The sequence below is a fragment of the Nonomuraea sp. NPDC005692 genome, assembly GCF_040631115.1.
Classification (GTDB): Bacteria; Actinomycetota; Actinomycetes; order Streptosporangiales; family Streptosporangiaceae; genus Nonomuraea.
The window spans coordinates 183,790-200,204 of sequence record NZ_JBEXYU010000013.1 but is presented as its reverse complement, the minus strand read 5'-3'; the positions used below and the strand labels follow the sequence as shown (position 1 = coordinate 200,204).

Below are 16,415 nucleotides of genomic sequence, written 5' to 3'. Positions count from 1 at the left end.
CACCCCGTGGAGGCGTGGAAGCCGCACCAGGACCGGCCCGCCGAGCGGGCCCTGGAGGCGTTCGAGGTGCGCCAGGATCCGCACCTGGGGCGCCGGGTCTGCCCGCTGCCCGTCCCGGGGCGGGTGGCCGAGCTGGTGCCGAGAGGTCACCGCGTCGACTGGCCGACCTGGCTCGACCGCGGCCCCCGCATGCTGCGCCACGTGCTCGACCTGTGCCGCCTGCGCACCGCGCGCGGCCTGGCGGTGCTGTCCTGGCTGGCCGGCGGCCCGCAGCCGGACGAGCTCGAGTGGATGTGGGACGCCCGCCGCCTGACCGGCCCCCGCCAGGAACGCATGTACGGCGCCGCCGCCGACGTCCCCGAGCCCGTGCTCGGGCTGGTGACGGCCAACTGGACCTGGGTGCTCGACACCTGCCACGGCGGCCGGGTCACCGCCCCCTACCTGGCGGGCACCGCCTATCCGCGCGACGGTCACGCCGCCGCCGACGCCGCGATGACCCTCTTCCAGACCTACGACCGCCATCCGGAGGCCAGACCGGCCATCGCGGCGGCGTGGGCCGCGGCCCGCGTGACCACCGACTGGTGCAAGGCCGCCGAGTTGCACGCCGCGTACGGCGTCCAGACCCCCGTCTTCACCTACCCGCGGGCCGCCCGGCCGGTGGTCACCGGCATCCGTCCGTGGATAGAACGGCTCTTCCGCCTGCGGTGATGACGTTACGTGCAGGAAACCGATGGGAACTGTGTGCATAGAGTAACCATCTGTTTCCGGGGGGACCTATGCGCGTATTTCGGGCTGGGCTCCTGGCGTGCGTCCTGCTGGCCACTCTGTGTCCGCTCACTCCGGGCCCGCCGGTGCTGGCCGACCCCATGCCGTCGGCCAAGGACGTGAAGAAGGCGCGCGAGGCCGCCCGCGTCCGCTCGAAGGAGCTGGGGGTGGCCAGTGCCGGGCTGGCCGCGGCCCAGTCCAGGCTCGACGAGCTGGCGGCGGCCGTGGAACGGCAGGTGGAGGCGTACAACGGCGAGCTGGTCCGGGCCCGGCAGGCCGAGCAGTCGTACGCACAGGCCCAGGCGCGTCAGGCGGCGGCCGACGCCGAGGCCGAGCGCGCCCGGCAGGCCGTCGCGCTGCTCGCGGCGCAGAGCTACGGCGGGATGACGCCGATGGACCCGATCGTCGGCATGCTCATCGACGAGGGCGGCGTCGACGGCTTCCTGCACCGGGCGAGCGTGCTCGGCCAGCTCGGCGACGAGCGGGCCCAGATCCTGCGCAGGATGAGCGACGCCCAGGAGGTCGCCGCCATCCTCCGGGCCCAGGCGCAGAACGCCTACGACGCCCGGCAGGCCGCCTCGGAGCGCGCCCGGCGGGCGAAGCTGGCCGCGGAGGCGGCCGTGGCCCGGCAGCGACGCGAGACGCGCACCCTCCGGGTGGAGCGGCGGCAGCTCCAGCACCGGGTGAACGCCGCCCGCAGCCACGCCGAGCTGCTGGCCAGACGGCGGGCGCTGGCCCTGTCGGTGGCCGGCCTGGCGGCGGGGTCGGCGGGCGGCAACCTGGCCGCCAACTGGGCGCTGACCCAGCTCGGCAAACCGTACGTGTGGGCCGCCGCGGGCCCCGACACCTACGACTGCTCCGGCCTGGTCATGCGCGCCTGGGAACAGGTGGGCGTGCGCCTGGACCACTGGACCGGAACCCAGTGGACCTCCGGCCCGCACGTGCCGCTGGACCAGCTCCGCCGCGGAGACCTGCTCTTCTTCGGCCGCATCACCGACGACCCCGGCACGATCCACCACGTGGGCATCTACGTCGGCCAGGGCCAGATGGTGCACGCGCCCCAGACCGGCGACGTGGTGCGGGTCGCCCCGATCTGGAGAGGGGACCTGGTGGGCGCCACCAGGCCCCGGTGAGGATCAGTGGTGACCCGCGTCCTTGGCCCGGTGGAACGAGCGCTCGATCTCGGCCTCGGCCTCGATGCGCCCGACCCAGTTGGCGCCCTCGACGGACTTGCCGGGCTCAAGGTCCTTGTAGACCTCGAAGAAGTGCTGGATCTCCAGCCGGTCGAACTCCGACACGTGGTGGATGTCCTGGATGTGGTGCATCCGGGGGTCGGTCGAGGGCACGCACAGGACCTTGTCGTCGCCGCCCTTCTCGTCGGTCATCCGGAACATGCCGACCGCGCGGCAGGTGATGTAGCACCCCGGGAACGTCGGCTCCTGGAGCAGCACCAGCGCGTCGAGCGGGTCACCGTCCTCGCCGAGGGTGTTCTCGATGAAGCCGTAGTCGGCGGGGTACTGCGTGGAGGTGAACAGGAGCCGGTCAAGCCTGATCTTTCCGGTCTCGTGGTCCACTTCGTACTTGTTCCGTTGCCCCTTGGGAATCTCAACGACAACGTCGAACTCCACCGCGGTTCCTCCGCTCAAGGCCCCCGGGAAGTCCCGGCTGGGCGTTAATGTCTCGTAGGCGAACACCAGGAGAGAGGTCAGGCGACGTGGCGCGGCACGAGCGTTCGATGATGCTGGCCACTCTCGCCGTGCTCCAGATCGTCACGATCGTCATCGGCGTCTACGCCATGACCAGCGACTTCAACCTGAGCGCACTGACGAGGCAGCCGTCACCGATCGGGCCGACGGCGTCTCCTCGGGGAATCCCCCCCGCCCCCGTGGTCACCTCGGGGCCTGTGCTGGCCCAGCTTTCGGCGACGTCAGGAGACGGACCTCTCCCGACTAAGAGTACTTTGACCCGCCAGCTCACCGACGCGCTGGGTGACAAAGCACTAGGCGGCCGGGTGGGCGCGGTCGTGCTCGACGCCGCGACCGGCGGCCGGATCTTCGCCTCCAACCCCGACACGGGCATCACCCCGGCCTCCACGAACAAGATCGTCACGACCACCGCGGCGCTCGCCTCGCTGGGCCCCGACACCCGTTTCTCCACCCGCGTCGTCCAGGGCCGCGCGCCCGGCGCGATCGTCCTGGTGGGCGGCGGCGACCCGCTGCTCGCCGGGCCGTCGGCCAGGCCCGGCTACCCCAAGCAGGCCTCCCTCGCCACCCTGGCCTCCCGGACCGCTGCCGCGCTGAAGGCCAAGGGCGTCAGGAAGGTCACGCTCTCCTACGACGACAGCCTGTTCACCGGGCCGGCCATCGCGCCCGGCTGGAAGCCCAACTACGTGCCCGACGGCGAGGCGGCCCCCGTCCACGCCCTGGCCATGGACGAGGGACGCCAGCGCCCCGGCGCCCGGCCCCGCGTGTCCGACCCGGCCGCGACCGCCGCGGCCGCCTTCGCCCGCCTGCTGCCCAGGTACGGCGTCACCGTCTCCAAGGACATCCGCCAGGAACGGGCCGCGGCGGGCGCCGCCGAGCTGGGCAAGGTCGACTCCGCCCCCTTGTACGCCCTGGTCGAGCACACCCTGACCCACAGCGACAACGACATGGCCGAGGCCCTGGCCAGGCACGTCGCCATCAAGGAGGGCAAGGAGGCGTCGTACGCCGGGGCCGCCGAGGCGGTGATCGGGGTCATGCGGCGGCTCGGCGTGACCAAGGGCGTCAGCGTGGCCGACGGCAGCGGCCTGTCCGTCCGCAACCGGGTCAGCGCCGACGCCATGGCCAGGATCATCGCCATCGCCGGCTCGGCCGGGCATCCCGAGCTGCGGGCCGTCGACACGGGCATGCCGATCGCCGGCTTCTCCGGCACGCTGGGCAACGGCAGGCGCTTCACCCGCGCCGACAGCAAGGGCCAGGTCGGCCTCGTACGCGCCAAGACCGGCACGCTCAACAACGTCAACACCCTGGCCGGCCTGGCCACCACCAAAGACGGCCGGCTGGTCACCTTCGCCTTCCTGGCCGACGACGTGCCGGTGAACGCCGAGCCGGTGCTCGACAGGCTCGCCGCGATCGTCGCGCGATCCTGACCGCCGCTTCTTCGCAGGCGTGACGAGAACAACGTACGGTGGACGTCATGCAGGTGATCGACTGGGATCTGGCCGTCACGACCGGCACGCGCCTGGTGCGCCCCGGTCCTCAGGTGAGCAAGGAGGAGGCCAGGCAGGCCGTCGCCGAGCTCCGCACGCTGTCACGTGAGGCCGAGGGCCACGTGCGCGAGTTCACGAAGATCCACACCGAGACCGCGCCGCAGCCCGCGACCATCGTCGACCGGCCGGGCTGGATCAAGGCCAACGTCGAGGGCTTCCGCGTGGTCCTCGAACCGCTGACCCAGCGCATGGGCGGCGGAGACAACCCGCCGCCCGCCATCGTCACCGCGGTGGGCTCGCGCATCACCGGCGTCGAGGTCGGGGCCGTCCTCGCCTTCCTCGCCTCCCGGGTGCTCGGCCAGTACGAGCTGTTCCTGCCGCCCGACCCGACCGGCCAGGAGGCGACCGGCCGCCTGACGCTCGTGGCGCCCAACATCGTCCACGCCGAGCGCGAGATGAACGTCGTGCCCCGCGACTTCCGCCTGTGGGTGTGCCTCCACGAGGAGACCCACCGCGTGCAGTTCACCGGCGTCACCTGGCTGCGCGAGTACGTCAGGTCGCAGATGACCGAGTTCCTGCTCGCCTCCGACCTCGACCTGCCCACGCTCCTCGACCGCCTGCGCAGCGCCGCCGACACGGTGGCCGACGTGGTGAGGGGCGGCGAGGGCAACCTGATCGACGCCATCCAGTCGCCCGCCCAGAAGGAGATCCTCGACCGCCTGACGGCCGTGATGACCCTGGTGGAGGGCCATGGCGACTTCGTCATGGACGCCGTGGGCCCCTCGGTGGTCCCGTCGGTCTCGGAGATCCGCGCCAAGTTCGCCCAGCGCCGCGAGGGCGGCTCCCGGCTCGACCGCACGGTGCGGCGCCTGCTGGGCATCGAGGTCAAGATGAAGCAGTACGCCGAGGGCTCCGCGTTCGTCCGCAAGGTGGTCGACCGGGTCGGCATGGACGGCTTCAACAAGGTCTGGACCTCCCCGGAGACCCTGCCCACGACCCCCGAGATCGCCGACCCCGACGCCTGGATCCACCGCGTCATCGGCACGCCGGCCCTGCCCGCCTGACCCTCCCGTCCCGCGGAACCCGGGCGCATGGCGTGCGGCCGGTTCCGGCGGCCGGGACAATGGCTCCTGTGGGTCCCCGTCCAGCCGTCGCCGACGTGCGCCGGGCCGTCCGCGAGGCGCTGAGCGACCTCGCCGGCACCGGCGCGCTGGTGCTGGCCGCGTGCAGCGGCGGCGCCGACTCGCTGGCCCTGGCGGCGGCGCTGGCCTTCGTCGCCCCCCGCGCCGGCCTGCGCGCGGGGCTGGTCACGGTGGACCACCAGCTCCAGCCGGGCTCGGCCGACCGCGCCCGGCAGGTCGCCGGCATCGCCGCCGGCCTCGGCCTGGCCCCGGCCGAGGTGCTCACCGTCACCGTCGGCACCGACGGCGGTCCCGAGGCCGCCGCCCGCGAGGCCCGGTACACCGCGCTGGCCGAGGCGGCCGACCGCCTGCGGGCCGCCGCCGTCCTGCTCGGCCACACTCGTGACGACCAGGCCGAGACCGTTTTGCTGGGCCTGGCCAGGGGGAGCGGGCTGCGCTCGATCTCCGGCATGGCCGCCCGTGCGGGCCGCTACCGCCGGCCCTTCCTCGACTTGTCCAGGGCCACGACGGTCGCCGCCTGCGCGGCCATGTCCCTCGTCCCCTGGGACGACCCGCACAACGACGACCCCCGCTACACCCGCGTCCGCGTCAGGAAGCGGATCCTGCCGATGCTCGACGAGGAACTCGGCCCGGGGGTGACCGAGGCGCTCGCGCGGACCGCCGGAATGGCGCGGGAGGACGCCGACGCCCTCGACCAGTGGGCCGAATCGGCGTTCCCGAATTGCGCTCTTAGCGATATCGGAGAGTCCGTCATCCTGTCCGTACCGGAGTTGGAGAAACTGCCCGACGCGGTGCGCCGCAGGGTGCTGCGGCGCGCGGCCATCGCGGCGGGCACGCCGTCCGGCGCGCTTTCCGCCACCCACGTGCTGGCGGTCGATCGGCTGGTCACGCAATGGCACGGGCAGAAGGCGGTGGATCTACCCGGAGGTCTGTCCGCAGTTCGGCGGTATGGCACCCTGATACTCGCCATCAGTCCCATCGTTTAAGGAACCACAGGTGGACGCTGCCGACATGGGCAAAGACCTGGAGAAGGTCCTCATCCCCGAGGACGACCTCCAGGCCAAGATCAAAGAGCTTGCCGGGCGCATCGACGAGGACTACGCGGGCAAGGACGTCCTGCTCGTGGGCGTGCTGAAGGGGGCGGTCATGGTGATGGCCGACCTGGCCAGAGCCCTGCACGTGCCGGTGCAGATGGACTGGATGGCGGTGTCGTCCTACGGCGCGGGCACCAAGTCCTCCGGCGTCGTGCGGGTGCTGAAGGACCTCGACACCGACATCTTGAACCGCCACGTCCTGATCGTCGAGGACATCATCGACTCGGGCCTGACCCTCCACTGGCTGCTGGAAAACCTGAAGTCGCGCAATCCGGCGTCGTTGGAGATCTGCGCCGCGCTGCGCAAGCCCGACGCGGTGAAGGTGCCGATGGACGTGAAATACGTCGGCTTCGACATTCCCAACGAGTTCGTCATCGGCTACGGGCTCGACTACGCGGAGCGCTACCGCAATTTGCCGTTCATCGGAACGCTCGCGCCGCACGTTTATAAGTAGTAATCCCGGCCATGGCCGGGAACATCGCGCAACGTGACGTACGTTGATAGGGCAAGACCGGTGTAGCGGGCGGGTCCCTCCGTGCGCCATGCCGGTGTACCTTCAGACTCCGGAAGGGTGACCGCAAGTCCCCTTCGGGTAGTCAGAAGTCGCGGTGTCGGATGCCGCGGCCCCGGGCCAGCCCGGGGTTCCAGGCCATGGTCAGGAAGGGACGGGCCCGCAAGGGGTTCCGCATCGGATGGATCTCAAGCGATTTACACGTGGGCCACTGCTGTGGATCCTGGGCATCGTCGTGCTGCTCCTGCTCGTCACCCAGCTCTGGAGCGGCGGGGGCAATTTCAAGCAGGCCGACACGTCCACGGTCCTCCAGCAGATTCGCGCCGGCAATTTCACCAGCGCCAAGGTCGTCGACAAGGACAATCGGGTCGAGCTCACCCTCATCAAGCCGATCGTCGTCCGGCCGGGTGACGCCCCGGCGAAGCTGATCCAGGCCAACTGGGTCAGCGGCTACGGCGCGAAGCTGACCGACGAGCTGCAGGCCCAGGTCGACGCCAACAAGACGAAGAGCTTCACCACCGAGGTGCCCCAGGAGAACTTCCTGCTCAGCATCCTGGTGAGCTTCCTGCCGATCGTCATCATCGTGCTGATCTTCCTGTTCATCATGAACCAGATGCAGGGCGGCGGCTCCCGGGTGATGAACTTCGGCAAGTCGAAGGCCAAGCTCATCACCAAAGACACCCCCAAGACCACGTTCGCCGACGTCGCCGGCGCCGACGAGGCCATCGAGGAGCTCCAGGAGATCAAGGAGTTCCTGCAGGCCCCGGCCAAGTTCCAGGCGATCGGCGCGAAGATCCCCAAGGGCGTGCTGCTCTACGGCCCGCCCGGCACCGGCAAGACCCTGCTGGCCCGCGCGGTCGCGGGCGAGGCGGGCGTGCCCTTCTACTCGATCTCCGGCTCCGACTTCGTCGAGATGTTCGTCGGCGTCGGCGCCTCCCGCGTGCGCGACCTGTTCGAGCAGGCCAAGGCCAACGCCCCCGCGATCATCTTCATCGACGAGATCGACGCCGTCGGCCGCCACCGCGGCGCCGGCCTGGGCGGCGGTCACGACGAGCGCGAGCAGACCCTCAACCAGCTGCTCGTCGAGATGGACGGCTTCGACGTCAAGGGCGGCGTGATCCTCATCGCCGCGACCAACCGGCCCGACATCCTCGACCCGGCGCTGCTGCGTCCTGGCCGGTTCGACCGGCAGGTCACCGTCGACCGTCCCGACCTGGAGGGCCGCAAGGGCATCCTCAAGGTCCACGGCCGGGGCAAGCCGTTCGCGCCCGACGTCGACCTCGACGTCATCGCGCGCCGCACGCCCGGGTTCACCGGCGCCGACCTGGCCAACGTGATCAACGAGGCGGCCCTGCTCACCGCGCGGGCCGACCAGAAGCTGATCACGATGGAGGTCCTCGAGGAGTCGATCGACCGTGTCATGGCAGGGCCCGAGCGCAAGTCGCGGGTCATGTCCGACAAGGAGAAGAAGATGATCGCCTACCATGAAGGCGGTCACGCGTTGGTGGCGCACGCGCTGCCCAACTCCGACCCGGTCCACAAGATCACCATCCTGTCCCGCGGTCGCGCGCTCGGTTACACGATGACGCTGCCGATGGAGGACAAGTTCCTGGCCACCAGGTCCGAGATGATGGACCAGCTCGCGATGCTGCTCGGCGGCCGCGCGGCGGAGGAGCTCGTCTTCCACGAGCCCACCACCGGCGCCTCCAACGACATCGAGAAGGCCACGGCGGTCGCCCGCCGCATGGTGACCGAGTACGGCATGAGCGAGCAGCTCGGCGCCCGTAAGTTCGGCACCGGCCAGGCCGAGGTCTTCCTCGGCCGCGAGATGGGCCACGAGCGCGACTACTCCGAGAAGATCGCCTCCTCCATCGACGAGGAGGTCCGCCGGATGATCGAGACGGCGCACGACCAGGCCTGGGACATCCTGGTCGAATACCGCGACGTGCTCGACAACCTGGTGCTGGAGCTCATGGAGAAGGAGACCCTCTCCCGCGAGCAAGTCCTGCAGATCTTCGCCCCGGTGGTCGTCAAGGAGCACCGGCCCTCCTACGCGGGCTACGGCAAGCGGCTCCCCTCCGACCGCCCGCCGATCCTGACCCCGAAGGAGCAGTCGGCCAACGGCTCGCTCACCTCCGGCCACCAGGACGCCTTCCAGTCCGGAGACAGTGCGTGACCCAGCACGAGGTGGACCTGGGGCGGATCGAGAAGGCCGTACGCGAGATCCTCTACGGCATCGGCGAGGATCCCGACCGCGACGGCCTGCTCGAGACGCCCGCCAGGGTCGCCCGCGCGATGGCCGAGCAGTTCTCCGGGCTCGGCCAGACCCCCGAAGACGTGCTCAACAAGGTCTTCGACGTCGACCACGACGAGATGGTGCTGGTCAGGGACATCGAGGTCTACTCGACCTGCGAGCACCATCTGGTCCCGTTCCACGGCGTGGCCCACGTGGGCTACATCCCCAACGAGCGTGGCCAGGTGACCGGGCTGTCGAAGCTGGCCCGGCTGGTCGACGTCTTCGCCCGCCGCCCGCAGGTGCAGGAGCGCATGACCTCGCAGATCGCCGACGCCCTCATGCGGGTGCTGGAGCCGCGCGGGGTCATCGTGGTGGTCGAGGCCGAACACCTGTGCATGACGATGCGCGGCGTGCGCAAGCCGGGGGCCAAGACGGTCACGTCGGCGGTCCGCGGCGACTTCCGTACCAGCGACAAGACCCGCTCCGAGGCGATGGCGCTGATTCTCGGCAGGTGACGATCGTTATCCACAACTGGGGACCCGAGATGTCGGCAGGTGTGGGGGAACGCCTAGGCTTGCTCCATGACTAGCGTGCCCATCAACGTGCCGGGCGGTACGGAGCGGTGCCTCGTCATGGGCGTGGTCAACGTGACCCCCGACTCCTTCTCCGACGGCGGCCTGTGGTTCGACGAGGAGGCCGCCGTCCGGCACGGGCTCGACCTGGTGCGGGAGGGGGCCGACATCGTCGACGTGGGCGGTGAGTCCACCCGTCCCGGCGCCGCGCGGGTGTCGCTGGAGGAGGAGCTGGCCAGGGTCGTCCCGGTGATCCGGGCGCTCGACGCCGAGGGCGTGGCCGTCAGCGTCGACACGATGCGCGCCGAGGTGGCCAGGGCCGCGGTCGAGGCGGGCGCCAGGCTCGTCAACGACGTCAGCGGCGGCCTGGCCGACCCCGAGATGCCGCGCGTGGTCGCCGCGACGGGAGCGCCCTACGTGGTGATGCACTGGCGCGGTCACAGCCATGACATGGACAGCCGCGCCGTCTACGCCGACGTCGTGACAGAGGTGCGCGAGGAGCTCAGCAAGCGGGTCGATCTCGTGCTGGCCGAGGGAGTGTCCCCCGAGCAGATCGTGCTCGACCCCGGCCTCGGCTTCGCCAAGAACGCCGAGCACAACTGGGCGTTGCTGGCCGGCATCCCGCAGCTCGCCGAGCTGGGCTTCCCGCTGCTGATCGGGGCCTCGCGCAAGCGGTTCCTCGGGCGGCTGCTGGCCGGCCCCGACGGCGCGCCCCGCCCGTTCAGCAGGAGCGACGACGCAACGCTGGCGGTCACCGCGCTGGCGGCTCAGGCGGGGGCCTGGTGCGTGCGCGTGCACGAGGTAGGTCCCAATGCCGATGCCGTGCGCGTGGCGGCCGCATGGAAGAGAGCCGGAGCAGGCACATGAGCGTCGACACTGCCGCGATAGAGACGGTCAACGAGGAGTTCTACACCGCGATCGAGAGCGCCGATCTCGACAAGATGACCGAGATCTGGGCCGAGGACACCGCCGACGACCAGGTGAGCTGCGTCCACCCGGGCTGGACGTTGCTGAGCGGCCGGTCGGAGGTGCTGCGGTCGTGGGCGCTGATCATGGCCAACACCACCTACATCCAGTTCGTGCTGACCGACGTCAACACCACCGTGCTGGGCGACGTGGCCGTGCTCACCTGCGTGGAGAACATCCTGACGGCGGGCGAGGAGGGTGAGTCCAGCTTCGCCGCGGGCAAGGTGGTGGCGAGCAACGTCTACATCCGCACCTCGCAGGGCTGGCGGTTGTGGATGCACCACGGCTCCCCGGTGCTCCAGGGAGACGACGACGAGGACGAGGAGGGCGAGCTTGAGGTCTGACCGCATCGCTCTCAAGGGCCTGCGGGCCAGGGGCAGGCACGGCGTGCTGCCCGCCGAGCGGGAGCTCGGCCAGGAGTTCGTGATCGACGCGACGTTGTTCCTCGACACCGCCCCGGCGGCGGCCGGCGACGACCTCGCCAAGACCGTCCACTACGGTGAGCTGGCCCAGGCGCTGGTCGAGGTGGTCGAGGGCGAGCCGGTCGAGCTGATCGAGACGCTGGCCCAGCGGCTGGCCGACGTCTGCCTGGGCAGCGAGCTGGTGCACAAGGTCGAGGTGAGTGTGCACAAACCGGCGGCGCCGATCCCGCTGCCGTTCGACGATGTGATCGTGACGATCGAGCGGAGCCGCGCATGAAGGCCGTCCTCGCTCTCGGCAGCAACCTGGGCGAGCGGTTCCAGACGTTGCAGGGAGCCATCGACACGTTGTTCGACGCCCCGGGCCTGGAGTTCGTCAAGGCGTCCCCGGTCTACGAGACCGACCCGGTCGGGGGGCCGGGAGGGCAGGAGCCGTACCTCAACGCGGTCGTCGTCGCCGAGACCGCGCTGCCGCCGCGTACGTTGCTGGAGCGGGCGCTGGGCGTGGAGAACGCCTTCGGCCGGGTGCGTGCGGAGCGGTGGGGGCCGCGTACGCTCGACGTCGACCTGATCGTCGTGGGCGAGACCGTGTCCGACGACCCGGAGCTGACGTTGCCGCATCCCCGGGCCCACGAGCGGGCGTTCGTGCTGGTGCCCTGGTCGGTGATCGACCCCGAGGCCACGGTGCCGGGCAGGGGCCGGGTGGCCGACCTGCTCGCCGGGCTCGACCGGCACGGCGTGCGCCTGCGTGACGACCTGAAGCTGCAGAGGCCCGATTGAAGCCGACGCATCCCGGCCACCTGGCCGCTCTCCTCGTCGTCGTCGCTCTGATCTTCTGGGCGGCGGTCCGGCACTTCTACGGCGCGTTCCTGCTGCCCTGGACGGCCATCCCGACCGTGCTGCTGCTCGCCCTCGGCGAGGGTTACAGCGGATGGGTGACCAAGGCCAGGATCGCCAGGAAGCCCGACACCAAGCCGGTCGAGCCGCTGGCGGTGGCCCGGCTGGCGGCGCTGGCCAAGGCGTCGGCGTACGCGGGGGCGGTGTTCGCCGGGATCTTCGCCGGGTTCGCCGCGTACACGCTGGAGCTCTTCGACCGGGAGACGCCGCGCTCGGAGTTCTTCGTGGCGGCCGGGTCGTTCGTGGCCTGTGTGGTGCTCGTCTGCGCGGCCCTGTACCTGGAACACTGCTGCCGGATCCCGAAGGACTCCGACGACCGTAACTCCGACTAGCGGCGGCGGCCGAAGAGGTAGATGACCGGCAGCGTGCAGATCAGCGGCCCGACGATGGCGATCGGCCGCTCCAGCCACCACTTCAGGTCGGGCGGGATCTTCGTGCCGAGGTTGCCGAACAACCACCACGACAGCCCTAAGGCGATCGCCATGCCGGTCGTGTGGAAGAGGAACAGCGGCAGGGCGTAGCGGTTGATGAAGGAGTTGGCGCGGGCCCAGCGGGGGCGTTCGAGCACGCGTTCCATGGCCGGGCGCAGCACCTCGACCAGGCCGATCTGGAAGATCAGCAGGGCGACGATGACGAACGTGGGCGGCGCCATGTTCGACCACTTGTCGCCCGGCACGCCCACCATCGAACCCGGGTAGATACCCGAGTAGACCAGGCCGATCAGGGCGAACAGGCCGGTCCACAGGATGCCGACGTCGTACCGCCGGGGCAGGACGACGATCCGGTCGTAGAAGAAGCCCGCCTGGTGGGCCAGGCCCCAGACGATGATCATGTTGAGCCAGCCGGCCCACTCGTAGCCGTAGCGGAACCGCACGACGTCGACGACCAGGGCCGAGCCGCCCAGCCAGATGAGGGCCAGCACGTCGTAGCGCCTGTGCAGCCACAGGGCCACCGGCAGCAGCGCGATCAGCACCAGGTAGACGCCGAGGAACCACAGCGGGCTGAGCACGAGCAGCACCACCCGCCACATCCACTCCACGTGGAACGCCCAGGTGACGATCGCCCCGACGGAGATCCACACGCCGCACAGAAACAGCGCGGGCAGGGACAGCGCGCGGATGCGCCGCCACACGAACGCCCCGATGCCGACGCCGCGCGCCTGGGCCCGGTTCCAGGACAGCAGGTGCACGTGACCGCCGACGTAGAAGAACAGCGGCAGCACCTGGAGCAGCCAGGTCAGGATCCACAACCCGGAGGTGAAGCCGAGCGGGCTGGTGGGCTCGGGCCCGCTGGGCTTCCATTCCAGGATCGTGAACGCCCAGTGCCAGACCACCACGACGATGAGGCTGAGGGCGCGCAGCCAGTCGACGTACTTGTCGCGTTCGGGAGTGCTCACTTGTCGATGTCACCCACGACGAAGAACATCGAGCCCAGAATGGCGATCATGTCGGCCACCAGGTTCCCGGGCAGCAGCTCGCGCAGCGCCTGGACGTTGCCGAACGACGCCGAGCGCAGCTTGAGCCGCCACGGCGTCTTGTCGCCCTTGGAGACCAGGTAGTAGCCGTTGATGCCGAGCGGGTTCTCGGTCCACGCGTACGTGTGGCCCTCGGGCACCTTGAGCACCTTCGGCAGGCGCTGGTTGACCGGCCCGGGAGGCAGCTCACGCAGCCGGGCGACGCACGCGTCGGCCAGCTCGAGCGAGACCTTGAGCTGCTCGAACAGCACCTCGAACCGGGCATGGCAGTCGCCGTCGCGCCGGGTGACGACCGTGACCGGCAGCTCCCCGTAGGCCAGGTACGGGTCGTCGCGCCGCAGGTCGAGGTCCACGCCGGAGGCGCGCGCGATGGGCCCGCTGACGCCGTACTGGAGGATCTGCTCGCGGGTCAGCACGCCGACGCCCTTGGTGCGGGCCAGGAAGATCTCGTTGTTCAGGATGAGGCCCTCGATGTCGGGCACCCGGCGGCGGGTCTCGGCGACGGCCTCGGCGACCCGGTCGAGCCAGCCGAGCGGCAGGTCCTCCTTGAGGCCGCCGACCCGGTTGAACATGTAGTGCATGCGCCCGCCGGAGATCTCCTCCATGACGGCCTGGATGCGTTCGCGCTCGTTGAAGGCGTAGAAGACCGGGGTGATCGCGCCCAGTTCGAGGGGGTAGGAGCCGAGGAACATCAGGTGGTTGAGCACCCGGTTGAGCTCGGCCAGCAGCGTACGCGCCCACACGGCCCTGACCGGCGTCTCCATGCCGAGCAGCCGTTCGGCGGCCAGCACGACGCCCAGTTCGTTGGCGAACCCCGACAGCCAGTCGTGCCGGTTGGCGAGCATGATGATCTGGCGGTAGTCGCGGACCTCGAACAGCTTCTCCGCGCCCCTGTGCATGTAGCCGATGATCGGCTCGGCCGTCTCGATGCGCTCGCCGTCGAGGGTGAGCCGGAGCCTGAGCACGCCGTGCGTGGAGGGATGCTGGGGGCCGATGTTGAGGATCATGTCCTCGGTCGCCAGCTCCTTCGCGCCGGCGCCGATCCCGACCACGCGTTCCGTCATAGGGCCCATGCTGCCACCGTCCCACGGGGCGATCCAGCGTGGGGGATGGTCAAGGAATCGTATGGCAACGCATCCCGAAGCCAGACATGGGGATCAATACCGGGAACGGGGGGAGAAAGCACTGTGAAGAGAGTCCTGTTTGATGTGGCGGCCCTGATCTCCCGGGTGGTACTCGGGGTGATCTTCGTGGCGCACGGCTGGCAGAAGTGGCAGGGCGGGCTCGGTGCCGCGGCGGGGCAGTTCCGGGAGATGGGCGTGCCCATGCCCGAGTTGTCGGCCGGATTCGCCGCCATCGTGGAGCTGGTCGGCGGCGCGCTGCTGATCCTCGGCCTGCTGGTCCGGCCGGTGGCGTTGCTGCTGCTCATCGACATGATCGGCGCGATCGTCTTCGTGCACGCGGGCCACGGGGTGTTGTCGCAAGGCGGGGGATGGGAGCTGCCGGGCGCGCTGGGTGCGCTGTCCTTGATGCTCGCGGCGCTGGGCGGCGGCCGCATCGGCCTCGACGGCATCTTCCACTCGACGTACCGCCGCCGCAGGGAACGCCAGATCGCCGAGGACGACCTCGCCGCGCACCGGCCGGCCCGCCGCGCCGAGCCGACGACGGTCGTCACCGAGGGACCGGCCACGCAGGTCGGGCCGGAGGGCGGCCCGACGACGCCGGCCCGACCCGAGGGCGAGGCGGCCGAGCAGCCCAACGTGCCGAGGCAGCCCAACGCGCCGCGTCCCGGGCACCTCAACGACGAGGACATGAGGGACATCGACGCCCTGGTGTCCGACGAGCCGCACCAGCAGAAGCCGCCCAACCGCTGAGCTCAGCGGCTGACCAGGTCGCGCAGGGCCTCGATCAGGCGGTCGACGTGCTCCTGCGTGCTGCCGATGCCGATGGAGGCGCGGACCGCCGAGGCGGTGCCGTCCTCGCAACCTCCATCGGAGGTGCCCAGCAGGTGCCGGACGAAGGGGTGCGCGCAGAACTTCCCGTCACGGACGCCGATGCCGTACTCGCCGGACAGCGCCTCGGCCACCTCCCGGGCCGAGTAGCCGTCCACGACGAACGACACGATCCCCACCCGCGGGTGGTCCTCGCCCCACAACGACAGCTCGCGCACCCCGTCGATCGAGGCCAGACCGGTACGCAGCCGGGCGATCAGGCGCTCCTCCTCGCGCACCAGCTCCGTCCACCCCGTGGCGGTGAGCGCGTCGCAGGCGGCGGCCAGGGCGATGGCGCCGAGCACATTGGGGGTGCCGGCCTCGTGGCGAGGCTCGGGGTCGTCGTGCCACTCGGTGGTCTCGCCCACCGAGCGCACCGCGCCGCCGCCCTTCAGGTACGGCTCGCCCGCCGCCAGCCAGTCACGGCGTCCGACCAGCACGCCGGCGCCGAAGGGCGCGTACAGCTTGTGGCCGGAGAAGGCCACGTAGTCCAGGTCGAGCGCGGTCAGGTTGAGCCTGCGGTGCGGGACGAGCTGGGCGGCGTCCACCAGAATCCGGGCGCCGTGCCGGTGGGCGATGTGGGCCAGGGCGGCGATGGGCCACAGCTCGCCGGTGACGTTGGAGGCGGCGGTGACCACGAGCAGCTTGGGGCCCTCGATCCCGGCCAGCGCCTCGTCGGCGGCGCGGACGGCCTCGCCGGGGAAGGCGGGCGGCGCCAGGCGTACGGACCGCTCCCAGGGCAGCAGCGAGGCGTGGTGCTCGGAGTCGAAGACGACGACGGTCGTGCCCTCGGGCAGGCAGCCGGCCAGCAGGTTGGTGGCGTCGGTGGTGTTGCGGGTGAAGATGACGGCGTCGTCCGGGCGGGCGCCGACGAAGGCCCTGACCGTGTGGCGGGCCTGCTCGTAACGGGCAGTGGTGAGCTGGGAGGCGTAGCCCGCGCCGCGGTGGACGCTGGAGTAGGCCGGGAGCGCGGCGGCGACGGCGGCGCTGACCGGCTCGAGACAGGGGGCGCTGGCCGCGTAGTCGAGGTTGGCGTAGCTCACCAGCCGGCCGCCCTTGACCGGCACTTCGAGGTCGGCGCCGAGCACGGCGGGGATCAACCGTCCGGAGGCGGCGGCAGGGGCGGTGGCCTCGGCGGCGGCCTGGGCGGGAACGGAG

The 16,415-nt window shown here is 70.8% G+C and carries 18 protein-coding genes; 14 read left to right on the top strand and 4 right to left on the bottom strand.

Annotated elements, in window-relative coordinates; all coding sequences use genetic code 11:
* Positions 1-6: 6 nt before the first annotated feature.
* Both ABZ459_RS26680 and ABZ459_RS26675 read left to right on the top strand, forming a co-directional pair.
* Positions 7-708 (top strand): hypothetical protein, encoded by a 702-nt coding sequence (locus ABZ459_RS26680; protein WP_357975396.1) that lies wholly within the window; start codon positions 7-9, stop codon positions 706-708.
* A 68-nt stretch (positions 709-776) separates the two neighbouring features.
* Entirely contained in the window at positions 777-1,898 is a 1,122-nt protein-coding gene (locus tag ABZ459_RS26675) for a C40 family peptidase (protein WP_357975393.1), read from the top strand.
* A 3-nt stretch (positions 1,899-1,901) separates the two neighbouring features.
* Here ABZ459_RS26675 and ABZ459_RS26670 read toward each other — a convergent pair whose 3' ends face one another.
* Positions 1,902-2,393, bottom strand: coding sequence for an inorganic diphosphatase (locus tag ABZ459_RS26670; protein ID WP_352318598.1), 492 nt, complete (start codon positions 2,391-2,393; stop codon positions 1,902-1,904).
* An 86-nt stretch (positions 2,394-2,479) separates the two neighbouring features.
* On the opposite strand from ABZ459_RS26670, the gene dacB reads away from it, so the two are divergent.
* The 11 genes from dacB to ABZ459_RS26615 all read left to right on the top strand — a co-directional run bounded on the left by dacB (position 2,480) and on the right by ABZ459_RS26615 (position 12,124).
* A complete protein-coding gene (gene dacB, locus ABZ459_RS26665; protein ID WP_357975390.1) occupies positions 2,480-3,895 on the top strand; it encodes a D-alanyl-D-alanine carboxypeptidase/D-alanyl-D-alanine-endopeptidase in 1,416 nt (471 codons plus the stop codon).
* Between the two features lie 47 nt (positions 3,896-3,942).
* On the top strand, positions 3,943-5,019 hold the full coding sequence (locus tag ABZ459_RS26660) for a zinc-dependent metalloprotease (protein ID WP_357975387.1): 1,077 nt from the start codon (positions 3,943-3,945) through the stop codon (positions 5,017-5,019).
* A gap of 59 nt (positions 5,020-5,078) precedes the next feature.
* On the top strand, positions 5,079-6,083 hold the full coding sequence (gene tilS, locus ABZ459_RS26655) for a tRNA lysidine(34) synthetase TilS (protein WP_357975384.1): 1,005 nt from the start codon (positions 5,079-5,081) through the stop codon (positions 6,081-6,083).
* A 10-nt stretch (positions 6,084-6,093) separates the two neighbouring features.
* Positions 6,094-6,645 carry a hypoxanthine phosphoribosyltransferase gene (hpt, locus tag ABZ459_RS26650; RefSeq protein ID WP_357702217.1) on the top strand — a complete coding sequence of 184 codons (552 nt, stop codon included), beginning with the start codon at positions 6,094-6,096 and terminating at the stop codon, positions 6,643-6,645.
* 238 nt (positions 6,646-6,883) lie between these two features.
* Positions 6,884-8,878, top strand: a complete 1,995-nt coding sequence (ftsH, locus tag ABZ459_RS26645) for an ATP-dependent zinc metalloprotease FtsH (RefSeq protein ID WP_357975381.1) — start codon at positions 6,884-6,886, stop codon at positions 8,876-8,878.
* Positions 8,875-9,453: a GTP cyclohydrolase I FolE gene (folE, locus tag ABZ459_RS26640; RefSeq protein WP_352318609.1), complete on the top strand. Its 579-nt coding sequence runs from the start codon at positions 8,875-8,877 to the stop codon at positions 9,451-9,453. Before ftsH ends, folE begins: the two co-directional genes overlap by 4 nt.
* A gap of 117 nt (positions 9,454-9,570) precedes the next feature.
* A complete protein-coding gene (gene folP / locus ABZ459_RS26635) occupies positions 9,571-10,377 on the top strand; it encodes a dihydropteroate synthase (protein WP_357975464.1) in 807 nt (268 codons plus the stop codon).
* On the top strand, positions 10,374-10,820 hold the full coding sequence (locus ABZ459_RS26630; protein WP_357975377.1) for a nuclear transport factor 2 family protein: 447 nt from the start codon (positions 10,374-10,376) through the stop codon (positions 10,818-10,820). The genes folP and ABZ459_RS26630 overlap by 4 nt, the downstream gene beginning before the upstream one ends.
* On the top strand, positions 10,810-11,175 hold the full coding sequence (folB, locus tag ABZ459_RS26625) for a dihydroneopterin aldolase (protein ID WP_357975373.1): 366 nt from the start codon (positions 10,810-10,812) through the stop codon (positions 11,173-11,175). Before ABZ459_RS26630 ends, folB begins: the two co-directional genes overlap by 11 nt.
* Positions 11,172-11,675, top strand: a complete 504-nt coding sequence (gene folK, locus ABZ459_RS26620; protein WP_357975370.1) for a 2-amino-4-hydroxy-6-hydroxymethyldihydropteridine diphosphokinase — start codon at positions 11,172-11,174, stop codon at positions 11,673-11,675. The genes folB and folK overlap by 4 nt, the downstream gene beginning before the upstream one ends.
* The gene (locus ABZ459_RS26615; protein WP_357975367.1) at positions 11,672-12,124 is read left to right on the top strand and encodes a DUF3180 domain-containing protein; all 453 of its coding nucleotides are present in this window, start codon (positions 11,672-11,674) and stop codon (positions 12,122-12,124) included. The genes folK and ABZ459_RS26615 overlap by 4 nt, the downstream gene beginning before the upstream one ends.
* Here ABZ459_RS26615 and ABZ459_RS26610 read toward each other — a convergent pair.
* Entirely contained in the window at positions 12,121-13,188 is a 1,068-nt protein-coding gene (locus tag ABZ459_RS26610; RefSeq protein WP_357975364.1) for an acyltransferase, read from the bottom strand. The genes ABZ459_RS26615 and ABZ459_RS26610 overlap by 4 nt on opposite strands.
* Positions 13,185-14,330: an NADH-quinone oxidoreductase subunit D gene (locus ABZ459_RS26605; RefSeq protein WP_357975361.1), complete on the bottom strand. Its 1,146-nt coding sequence runs from the start codon at positions 14,328-14,330 to the stop codon at positions 13,185-13,187. The genes ABZ459_RS26610 and ABZ459_RS26605 overlap by 4 nt, the downstream gene beginning before the upstream one ends.
* Positions 14,331-14,453: 123 nt before the next feature.
* On the opposite strand from ABZ459_RS26605, the gene ABZ459_RS26600 reads away from it, so the two are divergent.
* The gene (locus ABZ459_RS26600) at positions 14,454-15,140 is read left to right on the top strand and encodes a DoxX family protein (RefSeq protein WP_357975358.1); all 687 of its coding nucleotides are present in this window, start codon (positions 14,454-14,456) and stop codon (positions 15,138-15,140) included.
* Between the two features lie 2 nt (positions 15,141-15,142).
* Here the strand turns inward: ABZ459_RS26600 and ABZ459_RS26595 are convergent, their stop codons facing one another.
* Complete coding sequence (locus tag ABZ459_RS26595; RefSeq protein ID WP_357975460.1) at positions 15,143-16,357, bottom strand: aminotransferase class V-fold PLP-dependent enzyme; 1,215 nt, start codon at positions 16,355-16,357, stop codon at positions 15,143-15,145.
* Positions 16,358-16,415: the final 58 nt, after the last annotated feature.

What these genes read in the sequence shown, in the direction of transcription:
- tilS (WP_357975384.1), top strand. Translation starts at nt 5,079, where the DNA reads ATGGCTCCTGTGGGTCCCCGTCCAGCCGTCGCCGACGTGCGCCGGGCC.
- ABZ459_RS26630 (WP_357975377.1), top strand. Translation starts at nt 10,374, where the DNA reads ATGAGCGTCGACACTGCCGCGATAGAGACGGTCAACGAGGAGTTCTAC.
- ftsH (WP_357975381.1), top strand. Translation starts at nt 6,884, where the DNA reads ATGGATCTCAAGCGATTTACACGTGGGCCACTGCTGTGGATCCTGGGC.
- folP (WP_357975464.1), top strand. Translation starts at nt 9,571, where the DNA reads ATGGGCGTGGTCAACGTGACCCCCGACTCCTTCTCCGACGGCGGCCTG.
- ABZ459_RS26605 (WP_357975361.1), bottom strand. Translation starts at nt 14,330, where the DNA reads ATGACGGAACGCGTGGTCGGGATCGGCGCCGGCGCGAAGGAGCTGGCG.
- ABZ459_RS26660 (WP_357975387.1), top strand. Translation starts at nt 3,943, where the DNA reads ATGCAGGTGATCGACTGGGATCTGGCCGTCACGACCGGCACGCGCCTG.
- ABZ459_RS26675 (WP_357975393.1), top strand. Translation starts at nt 777, where the DNA reads ATGCGCGTATTTCGGGCTGGGCTCCTGGCGTGCGTCCTGCTGGCCACT.
- folK (WP_357975370.1), top strand. Translation starts at nt 11,172, where the DNA reads ATGAAGGCCGTCCTCGCTCTCGGCAGCAACCTGGGCGAGCGGTTCCAG.